We start from the raw sequence: 17,713 nt of genomic DNA on the forward strand, positions 1-17,713 counted from the left end.
GCCTCTCTGTTCGTCGGATGTGGGGTGGCTTGCTAACTACCCCTCATCCATTTAACCACCTTTTTACCAGCTTTGGAACGATCACGAAAATATGAAGCAAATATGGAGAGCAGTATAATCCATTATCCACTTATTCTCCGCACCCAGAAAGCACATCATCCAGTATGTCCATCTCTGAACAGCGCAGAAAGATAGCCGATTTTCTTGGTCTCAAGAAAAGTATTGTCGCCGTGCTTATCATGGTCGTTTTGATCGGTATGGGCGAAAAAATGGCGGAGCGTTTTCTGCCGCTTTACCTCATGGTTTTAGGCGGCGGGACATTTTCTATCGGGTTATTGAACGGTCTCGACAATTTATTGAGTGCGTTGTATTCGCTCCCCGGTGGTTATGCCAGTGACCGATTAGGCCATAAGAAAGCCTTGCTGTTGTTCAACCTGATTGCAATGGCAGGATATGCGGTGGTGATTATCTTCCACTACTGGCAAGCTGTCATCGTTGGCGCAATTCTTTTTATCTCCTGGACTGCCATTTCCCTGCCCGCCACAATGGATATGGTAGCGACTGTTTTACCTAAAAATAAGCGCACCATGGGCGTTTCGGTCAATTCTTTGGTTCGCCGTATTCCTATGGCGCTGGGACCTGTTGTTGGTGGGGCGCTGATTGGGGCTTTCGGGGAAAAGACCGGCATCCTGATCGCTTTTATCGTGGCGTTTGTTTTAGGGGGCGTGTCGCTCGTCATCCAGCAAACGATGATCGAAGATTCGCCAACAGCCCTCAAAGAGAATACATCGAAAAACGGAACTGCTTTACTTACGCCGCAATTGCGAAAACTGCTGGTATCCGATATCCTGATTCGTTTTTGTGAGCAGATCCCTTATGCGTTTGTCGTGATCTGGTGCGTAAGCATCAACCGAATTACGCCGCTGCAATTTGGCCTGCTCACAACCATTGAAATGGCAACGGCGGTTCTGGTGTATATCCCGGTGGCCTATCTGGCAGACAAGAGCACCAAGAAACCATTTGTTGTGACCACATTTGTATTTTTCACGCTATTTCCGCTTATCTTACTTGCGGCGCGATCTTTTTGGGGTTTGGTGATCGCCTTCATCATTCGCGGGCTGAAAGAGTTTGGCGAGCCAACTCGCAAAGCCCTAATCATGGATCTGGCCCCCGACGGCAGAAAGGCAGCCACCTTCGGCGTTTACTATCTCATTCGTGATGTCATTGTTTCCATAGCAGCGTTTGGCGGGGCATTGCTTTGGGACGCTTCTACCGCAAACCTGATTGTTAAGACAATCGGCTTTGGAAACTTTCTTTTACCTTTCTTCAACGCCGTGGCTTCGCCTGCAACCAATTTCCTGGTTGCTTTTGGGTTTGGCTTGATAGGCACATTGTATTTTGCTCTTTTCGGTCAGGATTTAGGGTATGTCCCAGTTTCACAAAAAGAATAGGAGTAAAAGAATATGAAATGGGTAACTCGTGCACATGTTCACGTTGACCGCGTTGCTTGTCCCTGGCTTATCACTCGATTCATTGACTCGGAAGCTGAGTTTATCTTTGTCGCCAGGAATCAGGTGGAACAGGTGGTAAAAGAAACAGGGGCGATTCCGTATGACGTTCCTGATGTTGAACTTGGACATAAGGACGGGAAATGTTCGTTTGAATCCCTGATCGAAAAGTATGGATTGACCGACCCCGCTTTACTTCGACTTGCCAAAATTGTCCATGCGGCAGATATCGAAAGCGAACTTCACACAGATCCAATTGCTGCGGGGCTGGAAGCGATTGCCACAGGTTTCAGCCTCCGTTTTCCCGATGACTTTGAAAATCTGGAAAGGCAATTTGAAGTATATGATGCATTATATGCGTGGTGTCGTTTGCAGGTAGCGGGCAAGCTCTGAGATCAACAAAATGTTCATCTGATACGGCGGATTCTGCGATATTTCCGAGGATTTTTTCTGGCTTCGTGTTTTCTCTATTCCCAAAAGAACCCATAATCGTCTTCCTGCCACTAACACCAGCCGTTGGCTGGAAACCTTTCAGAAATTATAGGCGCTCAAACTTTGTTCGCAAACAAAGTTTATAAAAAGGGAAAAATCAGGAAATGCAAAGGGTTTCGGTTTTGTGGTTGGTTTTCATTGTTTTAACAGCCTGCACATGAGCCGCCCCGGTAGTTCGTGTTTCAACAGACATGCCCACCCATACCCCCATCGTATTTTCCGCCGAAATACCCACACTCACCTGCCCGATGTTTTCCCCTATTCCTGAAGCAGGTTGCAGGCTCGAAGTCTAACGATTGCAATATTGAGTAAACGGATGGATAATAAACAAAATCCCGCATGTTCGCCACAAAATAATTAATCCTCGGTATGCATCTTTACCATGTCTGCTCAATCTTTTCCTTCTGAACATCTTTCCAATTACTGGAGCGTAGAAGCACAACAGCTGCTGCAGGAATTGGGAACTACCCCGGGCGGTCTGAATACAGACGCCGCCCAGGAGCGTTTGAAACGTTCTGGCAAAAACACCCTGGAAGCGCAAACAGAGTTGACGCCCATTGGCTTGTTTCTCAATCAATTCAAAAGCCCGATCATTTTGATTCTCCTGGTAGCCACTCTGATCTCTGCGTTCGTCCAGGACTGGACGGATGCAGTGATTATTCTGGCGATTATCTTCGGCAGTGCACTCCTGAGTTTTGTCCAGGAGTATCGAGCCAGTAATGCGGCAGCCCGGCTCAAGGCTCAGGTGAATGTAAAAGCGAAGGTCTTACGGGATGGTAAAGAACAGGCCATCCCCGCCGAGGAAGTGGTGCCTGGCGATATTGTGCTTCTTTCAGCAGGGAGCCTGATTCCGGCAGATGGAATACTCCTAGAGGCTAAAGATTTCTTTGTCAATCAGGCGGTGCTGACGGGGGAAACTTTCCCGGTCGAAAAACAGCCCGGAACGGTCCACGCCGAAGCGACTTTATCGGAACGCAGTAATTGCATCTTTATGGGAACAAGCGTGCGCAGTGGCAGTGCCAGAGCCCTGATCGTGACCACAGGTACACAAACCTTTTTTGGCCGCACAGCCAAACGCCTGACTCTGCGCCCTCCCGAAACAGAATTTGAACGGGGCATTCGTAAACTGGGGAACCTGCTTACCGAGGTGATGCTCATTCTGGTGATCGTGATCTTCGCCGTAAATGTGTTCTTCCAGAAGCCGGTTCTGGATTCACTGCTGTTTTCCATTGCCTTAGCGGTTGGTTTAACGCCCCAACTTCTTCCGGCAATTATCAATATCAACCTTGCGAGAGGCGCGCGTAGAATGGCGGTCCACGGCGTTATTGTGCGCCGCTTGTCCTCCATCGAAAATTTTGGCAGTATGGATATTCTGTGCACCGACAAAACAGGGACCCTCACCGAAGGCGTGGTGCGGCTGGATCATGCCTGCGATTTCCATGGACAGGACTCTGAGGAAGTGAAGCGCCAGGCATGGCTGAACGCTTATTTTCAGACTGGCATTTCGAATCCCCTGGATGAGGCTATTCTGGCTTCTGTGCAAAGCACTGTACAGGGAGCGGAAAAAGTGGATGAAATTCCCTATGACTTTGTGCGCAAGCGTCTCAGTGTGGTTGTACAGGAACAGGGTACACGTACCTTGATCTGCAAAGGTGCCCTGGAGAATGTCCTTTCAATTTGTACACATGCATTAATCGACGATGCCGTTCAGGGATTAACTTCGGACCATCTGGCAGAGATTCAGTCCAGGTACACCCAGTGGAGTGCTCAAGGGTATCGCGTGCTGGGGGTTGCTTCGCGGGTTGTGGAAGTAAAACCCGCCTACTCTCAGGACGACGAAAGGGAACTGTGCTTCGCGGGCTTCCTGCTGTTCTTTGATCCGCCCAAGGCAGGAATCAAAGAAACCATTGCCCGCTTGCATGGCCTGGGGATCCATCTCAAAATCATAACGGGTGACAACAAATTGGTGGCCGCTCATATTGCCGAATCGATCGGCTTTGAATCGGCGAAAATTTTAACGGGCAGGGAGATGGATCAACTCAGCGATGAAGCCCTGTGGCATGTTGCCGAACAAACGGATATTTTTGCTCAGGTAGACCCCAACCAGAAGGAACGCATTATCCTGGCACTCAAAAAGATGGGACATGTGGTGGGCTATATGGGGGATGGAATCAATGATGCTCCGTCGTTGCATAGCGCTGATGTGGGAATTTCTGTGGAGAATGCCGTGGATGTTGCCAAAGATGCCGCCGATTTTGTGTTGCTCAAGCAGGATTTGGACGTGCTCGATGAAGGTGTTCGAGAAGGACGCAGAACTTTTGCCAATACCCTGAAATACGTTTTCATGGCGGTGAGCGCCAATTTTGGCAATATGTTCAGTGTGGCGGGCGCTTCACTGTTTTTGCCTTTCCTTCCACTTCTTCCCAAACAAATCCTGTTGATCAATTTCCTGACCGATTTTCCGGAGATGACCATTGCCAGCGATAATGTGGATAACCTGTACATTGAACGACCGCATCGCTGGGATGTGGATTTTATCCGCCGGTTTATGTTAATCTTTGGCCCTTTGAGTTCTGTGTTTGATTATTTGACCTTTGCTTTGTTACTCTGGTTCTTGAAAGCCAGTGAAGCACAATTTCAAACGGGGTGGTTTTTCGAGTCGGTGCTTTCGGCCATGTTTGTGGTCTTTGCCGTTCGCACCCGGTTACCTTTCTTCCGCAGTCATCCCAGCCTTCTAATGATTGGCACAACCCTGGTGAGCGCTTTCGTCACTGTTGCCCTGCCATATTCCCCTCTGGGAAAGGTGCTCGGGTTTACTCCATTGCCCATTTTCTATATGCTAATGTTACTGGTTATCGTCCTGGTTTACTTTGTCTCGGCAGAACTGACCAAGCGCTGGTTCTATCGGGCTATCGAAAACAGAGAATAAACTGTGTCGTTCCCTGTTCTTATTGGCTTTATTTATCGTTGAATTTAATTCTGTGAGATAGACCGTAAATCGTTGCCATCCTTATTTGATGCGCCAGGGGAGCAGCAATTGATGAAGCGTTATTCAACGAACTTAAAGAGAATCCCCAGTCTGGAAATCTGGGGGGTAAGGTTTTCCGCTATTTTTACCTTCCTGATGGGAATGGTCAATCTTATCTCAGCCGTTCAGCCGGCTTTACTGGAACGATTGACCATTCTGAGAGAAGCCGCCATCCCGCTTGAAGTGAGGTTTGGGAGTCGGTTAACCTCTGCGTTTGCAGGTTTTGCGTTTTTACTTCTGGCGAACAGTTTGTTTCGACGGAAGCGGGTTGCCTGGATTCTAACCACGATTCTTTTGAGTGTTTCTGTAGTGAGTCATTTGCTTAAAGGGTTAGATGTCGAAGAGGCGAGCATTTCTCTGGCTTTGCTTATCTTGCTGATCCTTCTGCGTCACAGTTTCCATGCCTTATCAGATCCACCTTCTATCAGGCAGGGAATACTGGTTCTTGTCGGGGCGATTCTGTTTACACTGGTCTATGGAACGGTCGGGTTTTACTTCCTCGACCGACATTTCAGCACCCCTTTTAATTTTTCCGAAGCTTTCCGGCAAACCCTGATGATGTTTATTGCTTTTTATGATCCCGGCTTACAGCCCATCACCGGTTTTGGACGTTATTTTGCCGATTCGATTTATATCATTGGCCTTGGCACCCTGGGGTTTGCACTGGTGATGCTGATTCGCCCGGTGCTGGTGCGCCAGCCTGCCACCGCCGAGGAGCGTATGCGGGCTGAAAGCATTATTCAGCAATATGGGCGTACCCCTCTCGCCCGTGCTGCTTTGTTTGAAGATAAGTCTTATTTTTTTGGAAGTGAGGATACTGTTATTGCTTATGCTACCAGTGGACGTGGAGCCATGGCGTTAGGAGATCCGATCGGGCCTGATGATCAAATAGCCACCGCGATCGAAAAGTTTCGAGATTTTTGTTCGCGGAATGATTGGACCCCGGCTTTTTCCTCCACCCTGCCAGACTATTTGGAGATCTACCGGGCATTGGGTTTTGATGCCACCTGTATTGGTTATGAAGCCATTGTAGATTTAAATAGTTTTACGCTCGAGGGCAGCCAGAATAAAGGTTTGCGTAATGCCGTCAGCCGGATGGAGCGCAACGGTTATACTACTGAAGTACATCTTCCACCCCTGCAGGATAAATTGATCCATGATTTGCAACTGATCAGTGATGCGTGGTTAACGGCACGCCATGGGGGAGAGATGCACTTTTCGGTTGGCTGGTTTGAAGAAAAGTATATTCGCCACAGCCCAATCATTACGGTCTGTAGTGCAGAAGGGAGAATGATTGCCTTTGCCAATCTGGTAACGGAATATCAGAAGAATGAACTGACCCTGGATTTAATGCGTCATTTTCCTGGTGTGCCCAATGGCACGATGGATTTCCTGTTTGTGAGAATGCTTCAATGGGCAAAACAACAGGGATATGATAGCTTCAGCCTTGGATTGAGCGCGATTGTTGGAGTGGGGGAAAAGCCAGAAGATCCGCGGGTAGAACAGGCCTTGCATGTCATCGCGGAGTATGTTTCTCGCTTTTATAATTTCAAGGGTTTGCACGCGTTTAAAGAAAAATTTCACCCCCGCTGGGAGCCACGTTATCTGGTGTATCCTGGAGTAGGCAGTCTCTCACTGGTATTAACCACTTTGCTGAAAGTACACTCAGGAGAGGGTTTTTTGTTCAAGTTTTTATGGAATTGAGGCTTTATTGCTATCTCTCACCAAAAGGCAATGCATATGAATCTGTCCACCGCACATCCTGTGAATGTTGATTCAAATAAGCCTGCATTTAACGGCTTATCTGCATCGGAAGCAGCAGAAAGGCTGAAACAATACGGCCCCAATGCAGTTCGCGAGCAAAAAACCAGTTCTCTCTTGCTCCTGGTGAAGAAGTTTTGGGGGCCGATTCCATGGATGCTGGAACTCACCATTTTGCTGGAAATTTACCTTGGCAAAACTACCGAAGCAATCATCATTGGCTCGCTTCTGGTATTCAATGCCATGCTGAGTTTCTTCCAGGAAAGACATGCGCAAAATGCTCTGGAGTTGCTTCGTAAAAAATTAACCATTCAATCGCGGGTGTTGCGGGATGGCACATGGCAGGTTATTCCAGCCGAGAACCTGGTGCCGGGAGACGTGATCCACCTGCGCATGGGAGATTTGATCCCTGCGGATGTGAAATTGCTTGATGGCCAAATCCAGATGGACCAATCGAGTTTGACCGGTGAATCGACGCCTGTCGATGGGGGGAAAGATCAAATGGCTTATGCCGGGTCGATCATCAAACGGGGAGAAGCAACCGGTGAAGTGATGGCCACCGGCGCGCAGACCAGGTTTGGCAAGACGGCAGAACTGGTGCGTACGGCAAAAACCGCCAGTCACCTGGAAGAGGTGGTCTTCGCTATCGTGAAATATCTGGTTGTGGCGGATGTTGCCCTGGCTTTGATTGTGGCCGTTTATTCTATCATCCTTCAACTTCCCTGGCATACCATTTTGCCTTTTATCCTCATCCTTCTGGTGGCGTCGGTGCCTGTGGCGCTACCTGCCATGTTTACCCTGACCACGGCGCTTGGGGCCACGGAGCTTTCTCACAAGGGGGTGCTGGTATCCAGGCTATCTGCCATCGAAGAAGCGGCGGCGATGGATGTGCTGGCAAGCGATAAAACCGGAACGCTTACTGAAAACCGTCTTACCCTTGCGGCAATCAAGCCCTATCCTCCCTTCACGGAAGAGGATGTTTTGCGAATGGCCGTGCTGGCTTCCGATGAAGCTACGCAGGATCCACTGGATATGGCGATTCTCGATGCCGCCCGGCAAAGAGGAATCGCTGTTTCGGCGGAAACGATTCAATTCACGCCATTTGACCCGGAAAAGAAACGTTCTGAAGCCCTGATTAAACAATCTGATGGAACCACCCAGAAAGTCATGAAGGGTGCACCTCTCACCCTGGCAAAACTGAGTGGAACCGGCGAAAAGATTGAAGAAGAGGTCCGTGAATTTGCCCAGAAGGGTTACCGTGTTCTGGCAGTGGCTGCCGGAAACGATGACGAGTCTCTCCGCTTATCAGGGCTGATTGGCTTATACGATCCTCCCAGAAAAGATTCTAAAGAATTGATTCAATCACTCTCTGATTTAGGAATACGGGTTTTGATGGTCACAGGGGATGATGCGCAGACGGCACAGGCGGTGGCTCACCAGGTGGGTATCGCTGGAAATGCCTGTTCGGCAGAAACGCTTAAATCACCTACAGAAAGTGCAGATGGTTCCTGTACGATTTATGCGGGGGTATTTCCGGAAGACAAAATTCATCTGGTGCAGAAATTGCAAAAGGCCGGACACATTGTGGGGATGACTGGAGATGGCGTCAATGACGCGCCGGCTTTGAAGCAGGCTGAGGTAGGAATTGCCGTCGCCAGTGCAACGGATGTGGCGAAGGCGGCAGCAAGCCTGGTGCTGACAACCCCCGGCCTCAGGAATATTTTGAGCGCTGTGGAAACAAGTCGAGAAATCTACCAGAGGATGCTGACGTATACCCTCAATAAAATTATTAAGACTTTCCAGATTGCTTTGTTTTTAAGCCTGGGGTTTCTTTTTTCCAGAGAATTTGTAATTACACCGTTGCAGATTGTTTTACTGTTGTTTGCCAATGATTTTATGACCATGTCCATTGCGACCGATCGGGTTACAGCATCACCAAAGCCTGATCGCTGGAACATCTTTTCCCTCATGAAAATCGCTCTATTCCTTGCTTTGCCGGTGCTGATCCTTTCTTTTGGCTTTTTCTATGCGGCAAAGAGCCTTTTTAACCTCCCTCTGGAACAGGTTCAGACCTTGATGTTTGTCATGCTGGTATTTACCGGGCAGGCAAATGTCTATCTTGTCCGAGAGAGGCGTCATTTCTGGAATTCTATCCCCAGCCGCTGGATGCTTCTGGGAACGCTGGTCGATGTTATCCTGGTAGGCATGCTGGCTTCTCTGGGAATTTTGTTGCCACCCATTTCGTTTTCTTTCATTGTGATAACGCTGATAGTTGTGGCCCTGTATTTACTTCTGGTAGACAGGTTGAAAATTACCGCCTTTAGATGGGCTCGGTTTTGATGATAGGCACCTCCTGGAAAAAGAAAGGATTTGGATATGCCTCATAGAGAATCTCATTACACCGATCGTATTGGTTGGATTCGGGCTGCGGTGCTGGGAGCCAATGATGGGATTGTCTCCATTGCCAGCCTGCTCATGGGCGTGGCTGCTGCTGGGACAGGGCACTCCGGGATCTTAATCGCCGGGGTGGCGGGTCTGGTGGCGGGAGCGATGTCCATGGCTGCCGGAGAGTACGTCTCTGTCAGTTCACAGTCCGATACAGAAAAGGCAGATCTTACTCGTGAGCGAGCAGAACTGGCGGCAGATCCGGCGGCAGAGCTGGAAGAATTGACGCAAATTTACGTTAAGCGGGGCCTGGATGAAGGATTAGCCCGTCAGGTGGCAATAAAATTGAGTGAGCGGAATGCCTTAGAAGCCCATGCCCATGATGAGTTAGGTATGTCAGAAGTCACTGTGGCACGCCCGATACAGGCGGCAATGACCTCCGCGCTGACTTTCTCGGCCGGGGGGATTCTTCCGGTGCTTTCTGCTGTCATTGCGCCGGTTTCCATGGCTCCTCTGATCATTCCACTGGTTTCGCTGGTTGTTCTGGGTTCGCTTGGCGCTCTTTCTGCCTCTCTGGGTGGAGCGCCGATTGGAAAATCTGTTTTGCGTGTGACCTTCTGGGGAGCCATTGCCATGGCCATCACGGCTGGAATTGGAAAACTGTTTGGGGTTGCGGTCTAGGCAATGCCGATTTCCATGATCCTTTAAAACAAATTGGATATTTTAAGGCTTGATTTTTAGAAATCGCGGTAATATTGTATATCCTGTATCAGGGATAAGGGCATCCAGTACAACCGTAAGGGCCATTAATGAATATCTACTGGGTTGTAGCAGTTCTCGTTTTGATTGTCATCATTCAAACCATTCTCATCTTCCTGCTCTGGCGGCGAAGCAAGCGGGTAGTTTTAGGCTTGGATGAGGTTGCCGAAGATGCCCTGAAGGCCCTGTATCATCTCTCCCGTCAGAAGTCGCCCGTCACCCGGAGAGAACTCATCCGTGGAGCAGAGATTCACCCGGACCGTTTCCCCATGATTGTGGAAGAAATGATGCGCCGTAAGTGGATTTTCATGGATGGTGAAAATCTTACCCTCTTACCGGCAGGCGAGCGGCGCGCCGTGGAACTCATTCGTGCTCATCGTTTGTGGGAGCGTTATCTGGCAGATAAGGAAGGGCTGGCTCTTCACGATCTGCATGAAGAGGCCATGCGCCGGGAGCACCTGACTTCTCCTGAAGAAGCAGATCGCCTGGCGGCGGAACTGGGGAACCCCCGGTTCGATCCGCATGGCGATCCCATCCCCTCACGCGAGGGCCTTTTAACTTATGGTGAAAAAGGGGTGCCTCTCACCCGTTGGCCCGAGAAGCAAATTGCTCAGGTGACGCATGTGGAAGATGAGCCCCCTGCTCTGTTTTCTCAACTGGCTCTTTTAGGCTTGACGCCTGGCGCGCAGGTTGAAATTGACGAGCGAGAACCCGGCCGAATCTTACTGTGGAGCGGTAGAAAGCGAATTGCTCTTTCACCCGCCGCCGCGGATTGTGTTTTTGTCATACCGCAACCTCCCCAACAGGTGGCTCTTTCGGAAATCGAGATCGGACAATCCGGCCGGATTCTTCGGCTGGGTGATACCCAGGCCTTGGATCCCATGCTGATCAACGCAGGGCTACGGGAAGGTTCTGAAATCGCCGCGATCCGTGCTGACCCCTTAGGAGACCCGGTTTACTATCGGGTGAACGGAGCTACCATTCCCCTGAAGCGTGTGCAGGCCAATCAAATTCAACTGGATGCAGGCACGATCCGCGAAATTCCTCTCCCCCAGAAACCCTGGTTGCAGGAAGAGTTTGAACGTCTTAAAGAATTAATGCTTCGGTATGGCAGCGGGCCGGTGCTTAAGCGGGCGTTTTTATTCTTTGGCCCTGCTTTCCTCATCAGCGTTGGTTACATGGACCCCGGAAACTGGGGAACGGATATTGAGGGGGGAGCGCGCTTCGGTTACCGGCTTTTATGGGTGATCCTGCTTGCCAATCTCATGGCGATCTTAATGCAAACGCTGTCTGCTAAGCTGGGGATTGCTACAGGGAAATCCTTACCAGAAGTGTGTAGAGACCATTACCCCAAATGGTTGAGCGTTATGCTTTGGGTGACGGCAGAACTGGCCGCTATTGCTACCGATCTGGCGGAATTTTTAGGCGGGGCTGTCGGTTTTTACTTGCTCTTCGGTATTCCTCTGTTCCCGGCCGCCCTGTTGACGGGTGGGATTATCTCGCTCATTTTGCTCTTGGAGCATTACGGCTTTCGCAAACTGGAAATGGTCATCATCGGGTTAATTGCTGTGATTGGCCTGATGTACATGGTGGAAATCTGGTTTTCCAGGCCTGATTGGTCGCAAATTGCGCGTGGTTTGCTCATCCCCACCCTGCCAGACGGCGCCTTGCTGGTGGCAGTAGGGATTATCGGGGCAACGGTCATGCCGCACAATCTATATCTCCACAGCGCCCTGATTCAAACCCGTGTCCGAGCCAGCGACTCATTGAGGCGTAAGCAATCGGTTTACCGCCTGGCGATCTTGGACTCGGTTGTGGCGCTTAACGGCGCCTTTCTGGTCAATTCGGCTATTCTCATCATGTCGGCGGCGGCATTTTCAGGCGGACGGTTGCACGAATACTCGCTGGAATCAGCCCATCAAACCCTCACCCCACTCCTTGGCCCTCTGGCAGGAACGGCTTTTGCCATTGCCCTGCTGGCTTCAGGGCTTTCCTCGTCCACCACAGCCACCATGGCTGGACAGGTGATCATGGAAGGATTCATCAACCATCATATCAATGTCTGGTTGCGCCGGGCCATTACGATGATCCCATCGCTGATCATCATTGGGCTGGGATTGAACCCCCTGACGATTTTGATCCTTTCGCAGGTCAGTTTGTCTTTCCAGCTGCCCTTTGCCATGATCCCCCTGGTGCTCTTTACCAGTAACCGCAAGATTATGGGAGAATTGACCAACCGCCCCTTTACCACTCTTCAGGCCTGGATCACTACGGCGATTATTTTGACTTTGAACATTTTACTTCTGGTGCAGACGTTCTCTTCCGGGGGATAAATCATGATTTTCTCAAGAGTGCTCAGGGCTGTTTCTCTATAGAGAATTGAAGCGTATTCCAGAGCTTATTTTGATTCCCGACTTACTTAGAAAAGGGTTGGGGTTGGGCAAAATGTTCCTCTAACCAATTTGACACTATTTTATTACTTATATACAATCAAGAAAGCAAAAAATAACTAACTTAGGGGTGGAAATAAATGAACTCTACCACATCGCTGAACCGTTCATTGATCCTTGTGGCGTTTGATGATACTCCTTATCAGAAAGGATTTATCCAAATCAGCCAGAAATATTATGAAGAAGCAAAAAGGTTGTTTCCTGAAATAAGCCAATTGCAATTGAGTGATATTTCCCAGGCCATTGGGATTTGGGGGCCATCAAAACTGGGGCATAAAAAAGCACTTCAATTGAAAGTTAAAGAAATTTTCCAAAACCCCAACAGCCTTCAAATCAAGTTTGAGAAAACAGGTGAGGTTCCCCTGACTTCACAGGAAATAAAATTGCACGCCCGAGGTGTGATGAGAAAATCAACTTCCTGGAATGAGAATGGCTTCTTACCCCTGGTTTGCGTGTTTACATCCGAGCAAATCAGCCAGATTCTGGATGATCGTACATCGAGGGTCAAAGAACTATTCTCTGAGAACAATTGGGCCGGAATTTACGAACTTTATCAACCGATCAAGGATCTCCCTCAGAAACCTGAGATTTGGAACAACGCTGAAATATTGAGCAGTATTGGTTTTGCGTGCGGGAAGTTATCGGAGGTTGGCACTCTCCCGGTTGAAATCTCCAAAGACAAGAAAAAGAAAGAGGAATATCTGAAACAACTGGCGAAGCATCGTCAGGAATGCACGCTGTTATATAAAAGATGTGTGGAATTAGAACCTGAGAATCCCCGGCATTATTCAAACCTGGGTTATCACTATTATTCTTATGCTCTTCAACTTAAAGCTTCTCGAGAACGTTTAGAAGGAGATATCAATGAGATAATTTCTCTGGCTTTAAAGTATCTTGACAAGGCGTTATCTTTCTCTTCCGAGCGTCTGAATGACCTTTACCGGAAAGGTTATTTGCTCACCAGCGTTCTTCCTGATCAAATTCAGTACGGAGGTTATAAGGACATACTATCCCAAGATGAAGCCAGAAAACAAGGGATAGCGTGTCTGGAAAAACTCATCGGTTGTTGGGAAGATTGGCCGGAAAACGACGACCGGAAAAAACGTTATCGGAAAGAATATATTAAAAGTCTGTATACCCTTGGGCAGGCGTATTATGAACTCGTCAGGAATAATTGGGATGAGATCACTATCTTGCTGCAATTAAAAAGTACACCGCCTGCTTCTGAAGCGTATCTGGCACGTGACCTTGAAAATGCCCAAAAAGCATGGGATTATTTTTATAAATGCTGGCAGGTAGACCGACCCAATCCGAACCTGAGGTTGGATGAAAGCAATTTGGCTGAAACACCGTCCAGTGGCGAGGCAGAAGGGGTATATCGTCTTTACTGGTTGGGGAAAGTGGCTTTCTTGCAGTACTGGATATTGAGCTGTTATGGGATGTGCAATACAGAAAAGGCTTTACCTTTCGCCGAAAAGTCATTGAAGTTTTTACAGGCGGCGTTGAATTTACCCTGGTCTCCCAAATCCAGCAACCAGCGAAAAGGCTTTGTCGTTGAGCTCCTGGGAAGGGTATATCTTGCCCTGGGGGAGCCGCAAAAGGCAGTACAGATGTTTGAAAGAAGTTTTAAAAACAGGCCGATAAGAGACGCTTATATTCAAAACACCTATGCCATGGGATTGATCCTGACGGGTTGTCATGAGAAAGCTGCCGAAATTTTAGCAGAAGCCGAAAACAACAGATTTAATCTTAACCGAAAGACAACTGTTCTGTTACGAGGATGTAATTACTTATCCGCACGATCATTTGAGGAGGCAAAATCTCCATTCGAAACGATCCTTGAGGATAAGAACAATCCTGGCAAACAGACCCTGGCATATGCCTGGGTTGGCCTGGCCTTTGCGGCATACCATAATCAGGAGATAACGTCAGCGATCGAGAACTTGCAGAGAGCTCTAGAACTCCTTCCATATCACTCAGGCATTCGCCAAAAGATGATCGAATGGAAACAGCAGAATTCTAAAAATGGTTCTACGCACAAAGTTCCCCCTGTTTAATAGAGAAGAACCGGGCGGCGTTGAATTTACCCTGGTCTCCCAAATCCAGCAACCAGCGAAAAGGCTTTGTCGTTGAGCTCCTGGGAAGGGTATATCTTGCCCTGGGGGAGCCGCAAAAGGCAGTACAGATGTTTGAAAGAAGTTTTAAAAACAGGCCGATAAGAGACGCTTATATTCAAAACACCTATGCCATGGGATTGATCCTGACGGGTTGTCATGAGAAAGCTGCCGAAATTTTAGCAGAAGCCGAAAACAACAGATTTAATCTTAACCGAAAGACAACTGTTCTGTTACGAGGATGTAATTACTTATCCGCACGATCATTTGAGGAGGCAAAATCTCCATTCGAAACGATCCTTGAGGATAAGAACAATCCTGGCAAACAGACCCTGGCATATGCCTGGGTTGGCCTGGCCTTTGCGGCATACCATAATCAGGAGATAACGTCAGCGATCGAGAACTTGCAGAGAGCTCTAGAACTCCTTCCATATCACTCAGGCATTCGCCAAAAGATGATCGAATGGAAACAGCAGAATTCTAAAAATGGTTCTACGCACAAAGTTCCCCCTGTTTAATAGAGAAGAACCGGGCAATTTCCATTTAGGCCTGTTGAGAAGATCGCTTCCCTTCCTACTCTGAGTATTTAAACCCTTTATGCCTTGCTCAATGGCAGGGGCGAGCCTTTCTCCATGCCTTTCCCGGCCAGGGTACAGAAGTGATCAGGGCGCCAGCTGCAGAAATGGTTATCGCACCCGGCCAAGCAGGGTCTCTGTATCGACAATAGTCGCAAACTCTTCATGCAGGGTGGCCAGGGAAACCGCGTGAATTTCTTCGGCAGAATACCTTCGGCCATCGTGGCCCGTCAGCGCGAAAGCCGCGGTGGCATCCGAAACGACCAGAGTTCTGAACCCCAGGTTCCCGGCCATGCGGGCTGTGGTTGAAACACAATGAGGCGTGGTCAGTCCGGTGATGACCAGGGCTTCACAGCCCACTTCGCGGAGTTTCTCTTCCAGGTTTGTGCCGATGAAGGCGCTGTTGACGTGTTTCTGAAACAGGGGTTCGCCTTCGGCTGGCCTTGCCACTTCTTTGAGTTCGTGCCCGGGGTGCGCCGGGTTTAAGGGCGAGAGGGGTAACCGGGACAGGTGTTGTACGTGATAGACCGGACGCCGGGTCATCCGCCAGCGCGCAAGCAGGCGGGCAATATTTTCTTCGGCCTGGGGGTTGTTTCTTTCTCCCCAGACCGGGTCATCGAATCCCTTTTGAACATCGATAAGCAAAAGGACGGTTTTCTGGGGGAGAAGATCTTCTGTGACACGGCTGTTCATCGTATCCTTCCTTTTGATGAAGGTTCCACCCTCCACGGTCATGGTTGTCAGGGTCATTAGCGCCTGAGGAGGGTGGAAGGCGCCCCTGGCTGTTGCTGATCGCTGCCCGAAGACCGCCATAAAGAAGGTGTGTATTCCGGGGGCCAGAAAGCGAGGCAGAGGGTTGCATTCTACAAGGTGGGCGAGAGGTTGGGCGGTCAGCCCCCTGCTTCCAATAAAGGTGGGATTGCCTTTGGCTTCCTTTTCTGCGCCTGAAGGCCGATCGCGGTGTGCCGCATGACTTTAAAGAAGGCAGGCATACTTTATGCCTGCCTTCTTGACTGGCTGAAGGGTTACTTCAATCCATCCACGGCGGCCCGTTCAATGACCAGCCCGTCTTTGTAGCGCTTCATGAATTGAGCGAAGCCGGCTACATCGGCGGGGTCGGGCGCAATGGTTGAAACCTTTTCTCCGGCAAAGACCTTCTCCGAGAGGTATTTTTCCAGAGATTCCTGAGACGATTTGCGGAGCATATAAGCGGCGAGCAAGGCAATGCCCCAGGCGCCGCCTTCTCCGGCGGTTTCCATGACCGAAACAGGGACATTTACCGCCGCGGCCATCATTCGCTGGCCCACTTCTCTGGTTTTGAAAAATCCCCCGTGCCCGAGGAGCTGGTCGAGCCTGACGCGCTCCTGCTCGAAGAGGATATCCATGCCTATTTTCAGGGCGCCGAGTGCCGAGAAGAGATGAACGCGCATGAAGTTGGCCAGGTTAAAGCGGCTTTCGGGAGTGCGCACAAAAAGCGGGCGGCCTTCTTCGAAATGGGTGATGTGCTCTCCGGACACATAGTTGTAGGCCAGCAACCCACCGGCATCGGCATCTCCTGACAGGGCTTTCCGGTACAGAGTCTCGTACAGCTGAGCTTCACTCACTTCTACGCCGAGCCCCTGAATGGCTTCCTGAAAGAGGTGGATCCAGGCGTTCAGGTCTGATGTGCAATTGTTGCTGTGGACCATTGCCACGGGTTTCCCGGTGGGGGTGGTGACGATGTCGATCTCTGGATAGACTTTGGAGAGCGCCTTTTCGAGGACGATCATGGCGAAGACCGAAGTACCCGCAGAGACGTTACCGGTTCGCTCTGCAACGCTGTTGGTGGCCACCATGCCCGTACCGGCGTCACCTTCGGGCGGGCAAAGGGGAATGCCCGCCTGCAATTCACCGGAAGGATCGAGCAGTTTAGCCCCTTCTGGGGTCAATACCCCGGCGGGTTCTCCGGCCACAAGCACTTTCGGCAGGAGTTCCTGGATCTTCCATGGAATGTTTTCGCGGGCGAGAAGGCCGTTGAACAGGTCAAGTTTCTGCCGATCATACTCCAGTGTCTGGCTGTCGATAGGGAACATGCCAGAAGCATCGCCTACTCCTAATACTTTTTGTCCGGTAAGTTTCCAGTGGACGTACCCTGCCAGGGTTGTCAGGTGGCAGATATCTGGCACATGCGGCTCTTTATTTAAAATGGCCTGGTACAAATGGGCAATGCTCCAGCGCTGGGGAATGTTGAACTGGAATAACCGGGTCAGGGTTTCCGCAGCTTCTGCCGTCATGGTGTTGCGCCATGTGCGGAACGGAACGAGCAGGTTCTCGTTTCTGTCGAAAGCCATGTACCCATGCATCATCGCGCTGAAACCGATGGCTCCCACCGTGGTGAGCGGGACGCTGTATTTTTCAAGCACGTCTGCGCGCAGATTGCGGAAACACTCCTGAAGCCCCGTCCAGATATCTTCGAGGCTGTACGTCCAGATGCCGTTCTCGTAGCGGTTTTCCCATTCGTGGCTTCCCGAAGCGAGCGGGGTATGATTCTCACCAATCAACACGGCTTTGATACGCGTTGAGCCGAACTCGATCCCCAGGGCGGTTTTTCCGCTGGTAATGGCTTGCTTGATCTCGTGTTTATCCAGTTGCATGATTATCC

Annotated in this window: 11 protein-coding genes; 9 read left to right on the forward strand and 2 right to left on the reverse strand. The window is 49.9% G+C overall.

Annotated elements, in window-relative coordinates; genetic code table 11:
• The first annotated feature begins 164 nt into the window (after window positions 1–164).
• The 9 genes from ATHL_RS17360 (at window position 165) to ATHL_RS17400 (ending at window position 15,015) form a co-directional block, all read left to right on the forward strand.
• Window positions 165–1,451 carry an MFS transporter gene (locus tag ATHL_RS17360; protein WP_062196345.1) on the forward strand — a complete coding sequence of 429 codons (1,287 nt, stop codon included), beginning with the start codon at window positions 165–167 and terminating at the stop codon, window positions 1,449–1,451.
• 12 nt (window positions 1,452–1,463) lie between these two features.
• Complete coding sequence (locus ATHL_RS17365; protein WP_062196346.1) at window positions 1,464–1,901, forward strand: chromate resistance protein ChrB domain-containing protein; 438 nt, start codon at window positions 1,464–1,466, stop codon at window positions 1,899–1,901.
• Between the two features lie 481 nt (window positions 1,902–2,382).
• Window positions 2,383–4,929, forward strand: a complete 2,547-nt coding sequence (gene mgtA, locus ATHL_RS17370; RefSeq protein WP_062196348.1) for a magnesium-translocating P-type ATPase — start codon at window positions 2,383–2,385, stop codon at window positions 4,927–4,929.
• A gap of 111 nt (window positions 4,930–5,040) precedes the next feature.
• Window positions 5,041–6,732, forward strand: a complete 1,692-nt coding sequence (locus tag ATHL_RS17375) for a phosphatidylglycerol lysyltransferase domain-containing protein (protein ID WP_174233969.1) — start codon at window positions 5,041–5,043, stop codon at window positions 6,730–6,732.
• 30 nt (window positions 6,733–6,762) lie between these two features.
• Window positions 6,763–9,129 (forward strand): plasma-membrane proton-efflux P-type ATPase, encoded by a 2,367-nt coding sequence (locus tag ATHL_RS17380; protein ID WP_084001706.1) that lies wholly within the window; start codon window positions 6,763–6,765, stop codon window positions 9,127–9,129.
• 36 nt (window positions 9,130–9,165) lie between these two features.
• Window positions 9,166–9,855, forward strand: coding sequence for a VIT1/CCC1 transporter family protein (locus ATHL_RS17385; protein ID WP_062196351.1), 690 nt, complete (start codon window positions 9,166–9,168; stop codon window positions 9,853–9,855).
• Window positions 9,856–9,983: 128 nt separating this feature from the next.
• Entirely contained in the window at window positions 9,984–12,266 is a 2,283-nt protein-coding gene (locus ATHL_RS17390; RefSeq protein ID WP_084001708.1) for an Nramp family divalent metal transporter, read from the forward strand.
• A 197-nt stretch (window positions 12,267–12,463) separates the two neighbouring features.
• Window positions 12,464–14,440: a tetratricopeptide repeat protein gene (locus ATHL_RS17395; protein WP_062196352.1), complete on the forward strand. Its 1,977-nt coding sequence runs from the start codon at window positions 12,464–12,466 to the stop codon at window positions 14,438–14,440.
• Window positions 14,441–14,568: 128 nt separating this feature from the next.
• Window positions 14,569–15,015: a tetratricopeptide repeat protein gene (locus tag ATHL_RS17400; RefSeq protein ID WP_162787796.1), complete on the forward strand. Its 447-nt coding sequence runs from the start codon at window positions 14,569–14,571 to the stop codon at window positions 15,013–15,015.
• 168 nt (window positions 15,016–15,183) lie between these two features.
• Here ATHL_RS17400 and ATHL_RS17405 read toward each other — a convergent pair whose 3' ends face one another.
• Both ATHL_RS17405 and ATHL_RS17410 read right to left on the reverse strand, forming a co-directional pair.
• Window positions 15,184–15,765 carry a cysteine hydrolase family protein gene (locus ATHL_RS17405; RefSeq protein WP_062196356.1) on the reverse strand — a complete coding sequence of 194 codons (582 nt, stop codon included), beginning with the start codon at window positions 15,763–15,765 and terminating at the stop codon, window positions 15,184–15,186.
• Between the two features lie 332 nt (window positions 15,766–16,097).
• Entirely contained in the window at window positions 16,098–17,705 is a 1,608-nt protein-coding gene (locus tag ATHL_RS17410) for a xylulokinase (protein WP_062196361.1), read from the reverse strand.
• Window positions 17,706–17,713: the final 8 nt, after the last annotated feature.

It is taken from the genome of Anaerolinea thermolimosa (assembly GCF_001050195.2).
GTDB classification, from domain to species: Bacteria; Chloroflexota; Anaerolineae; order Anaerolineales; family Anaerolineaceae; genus Anaerolinea; species Anaerolinea thermolimosa.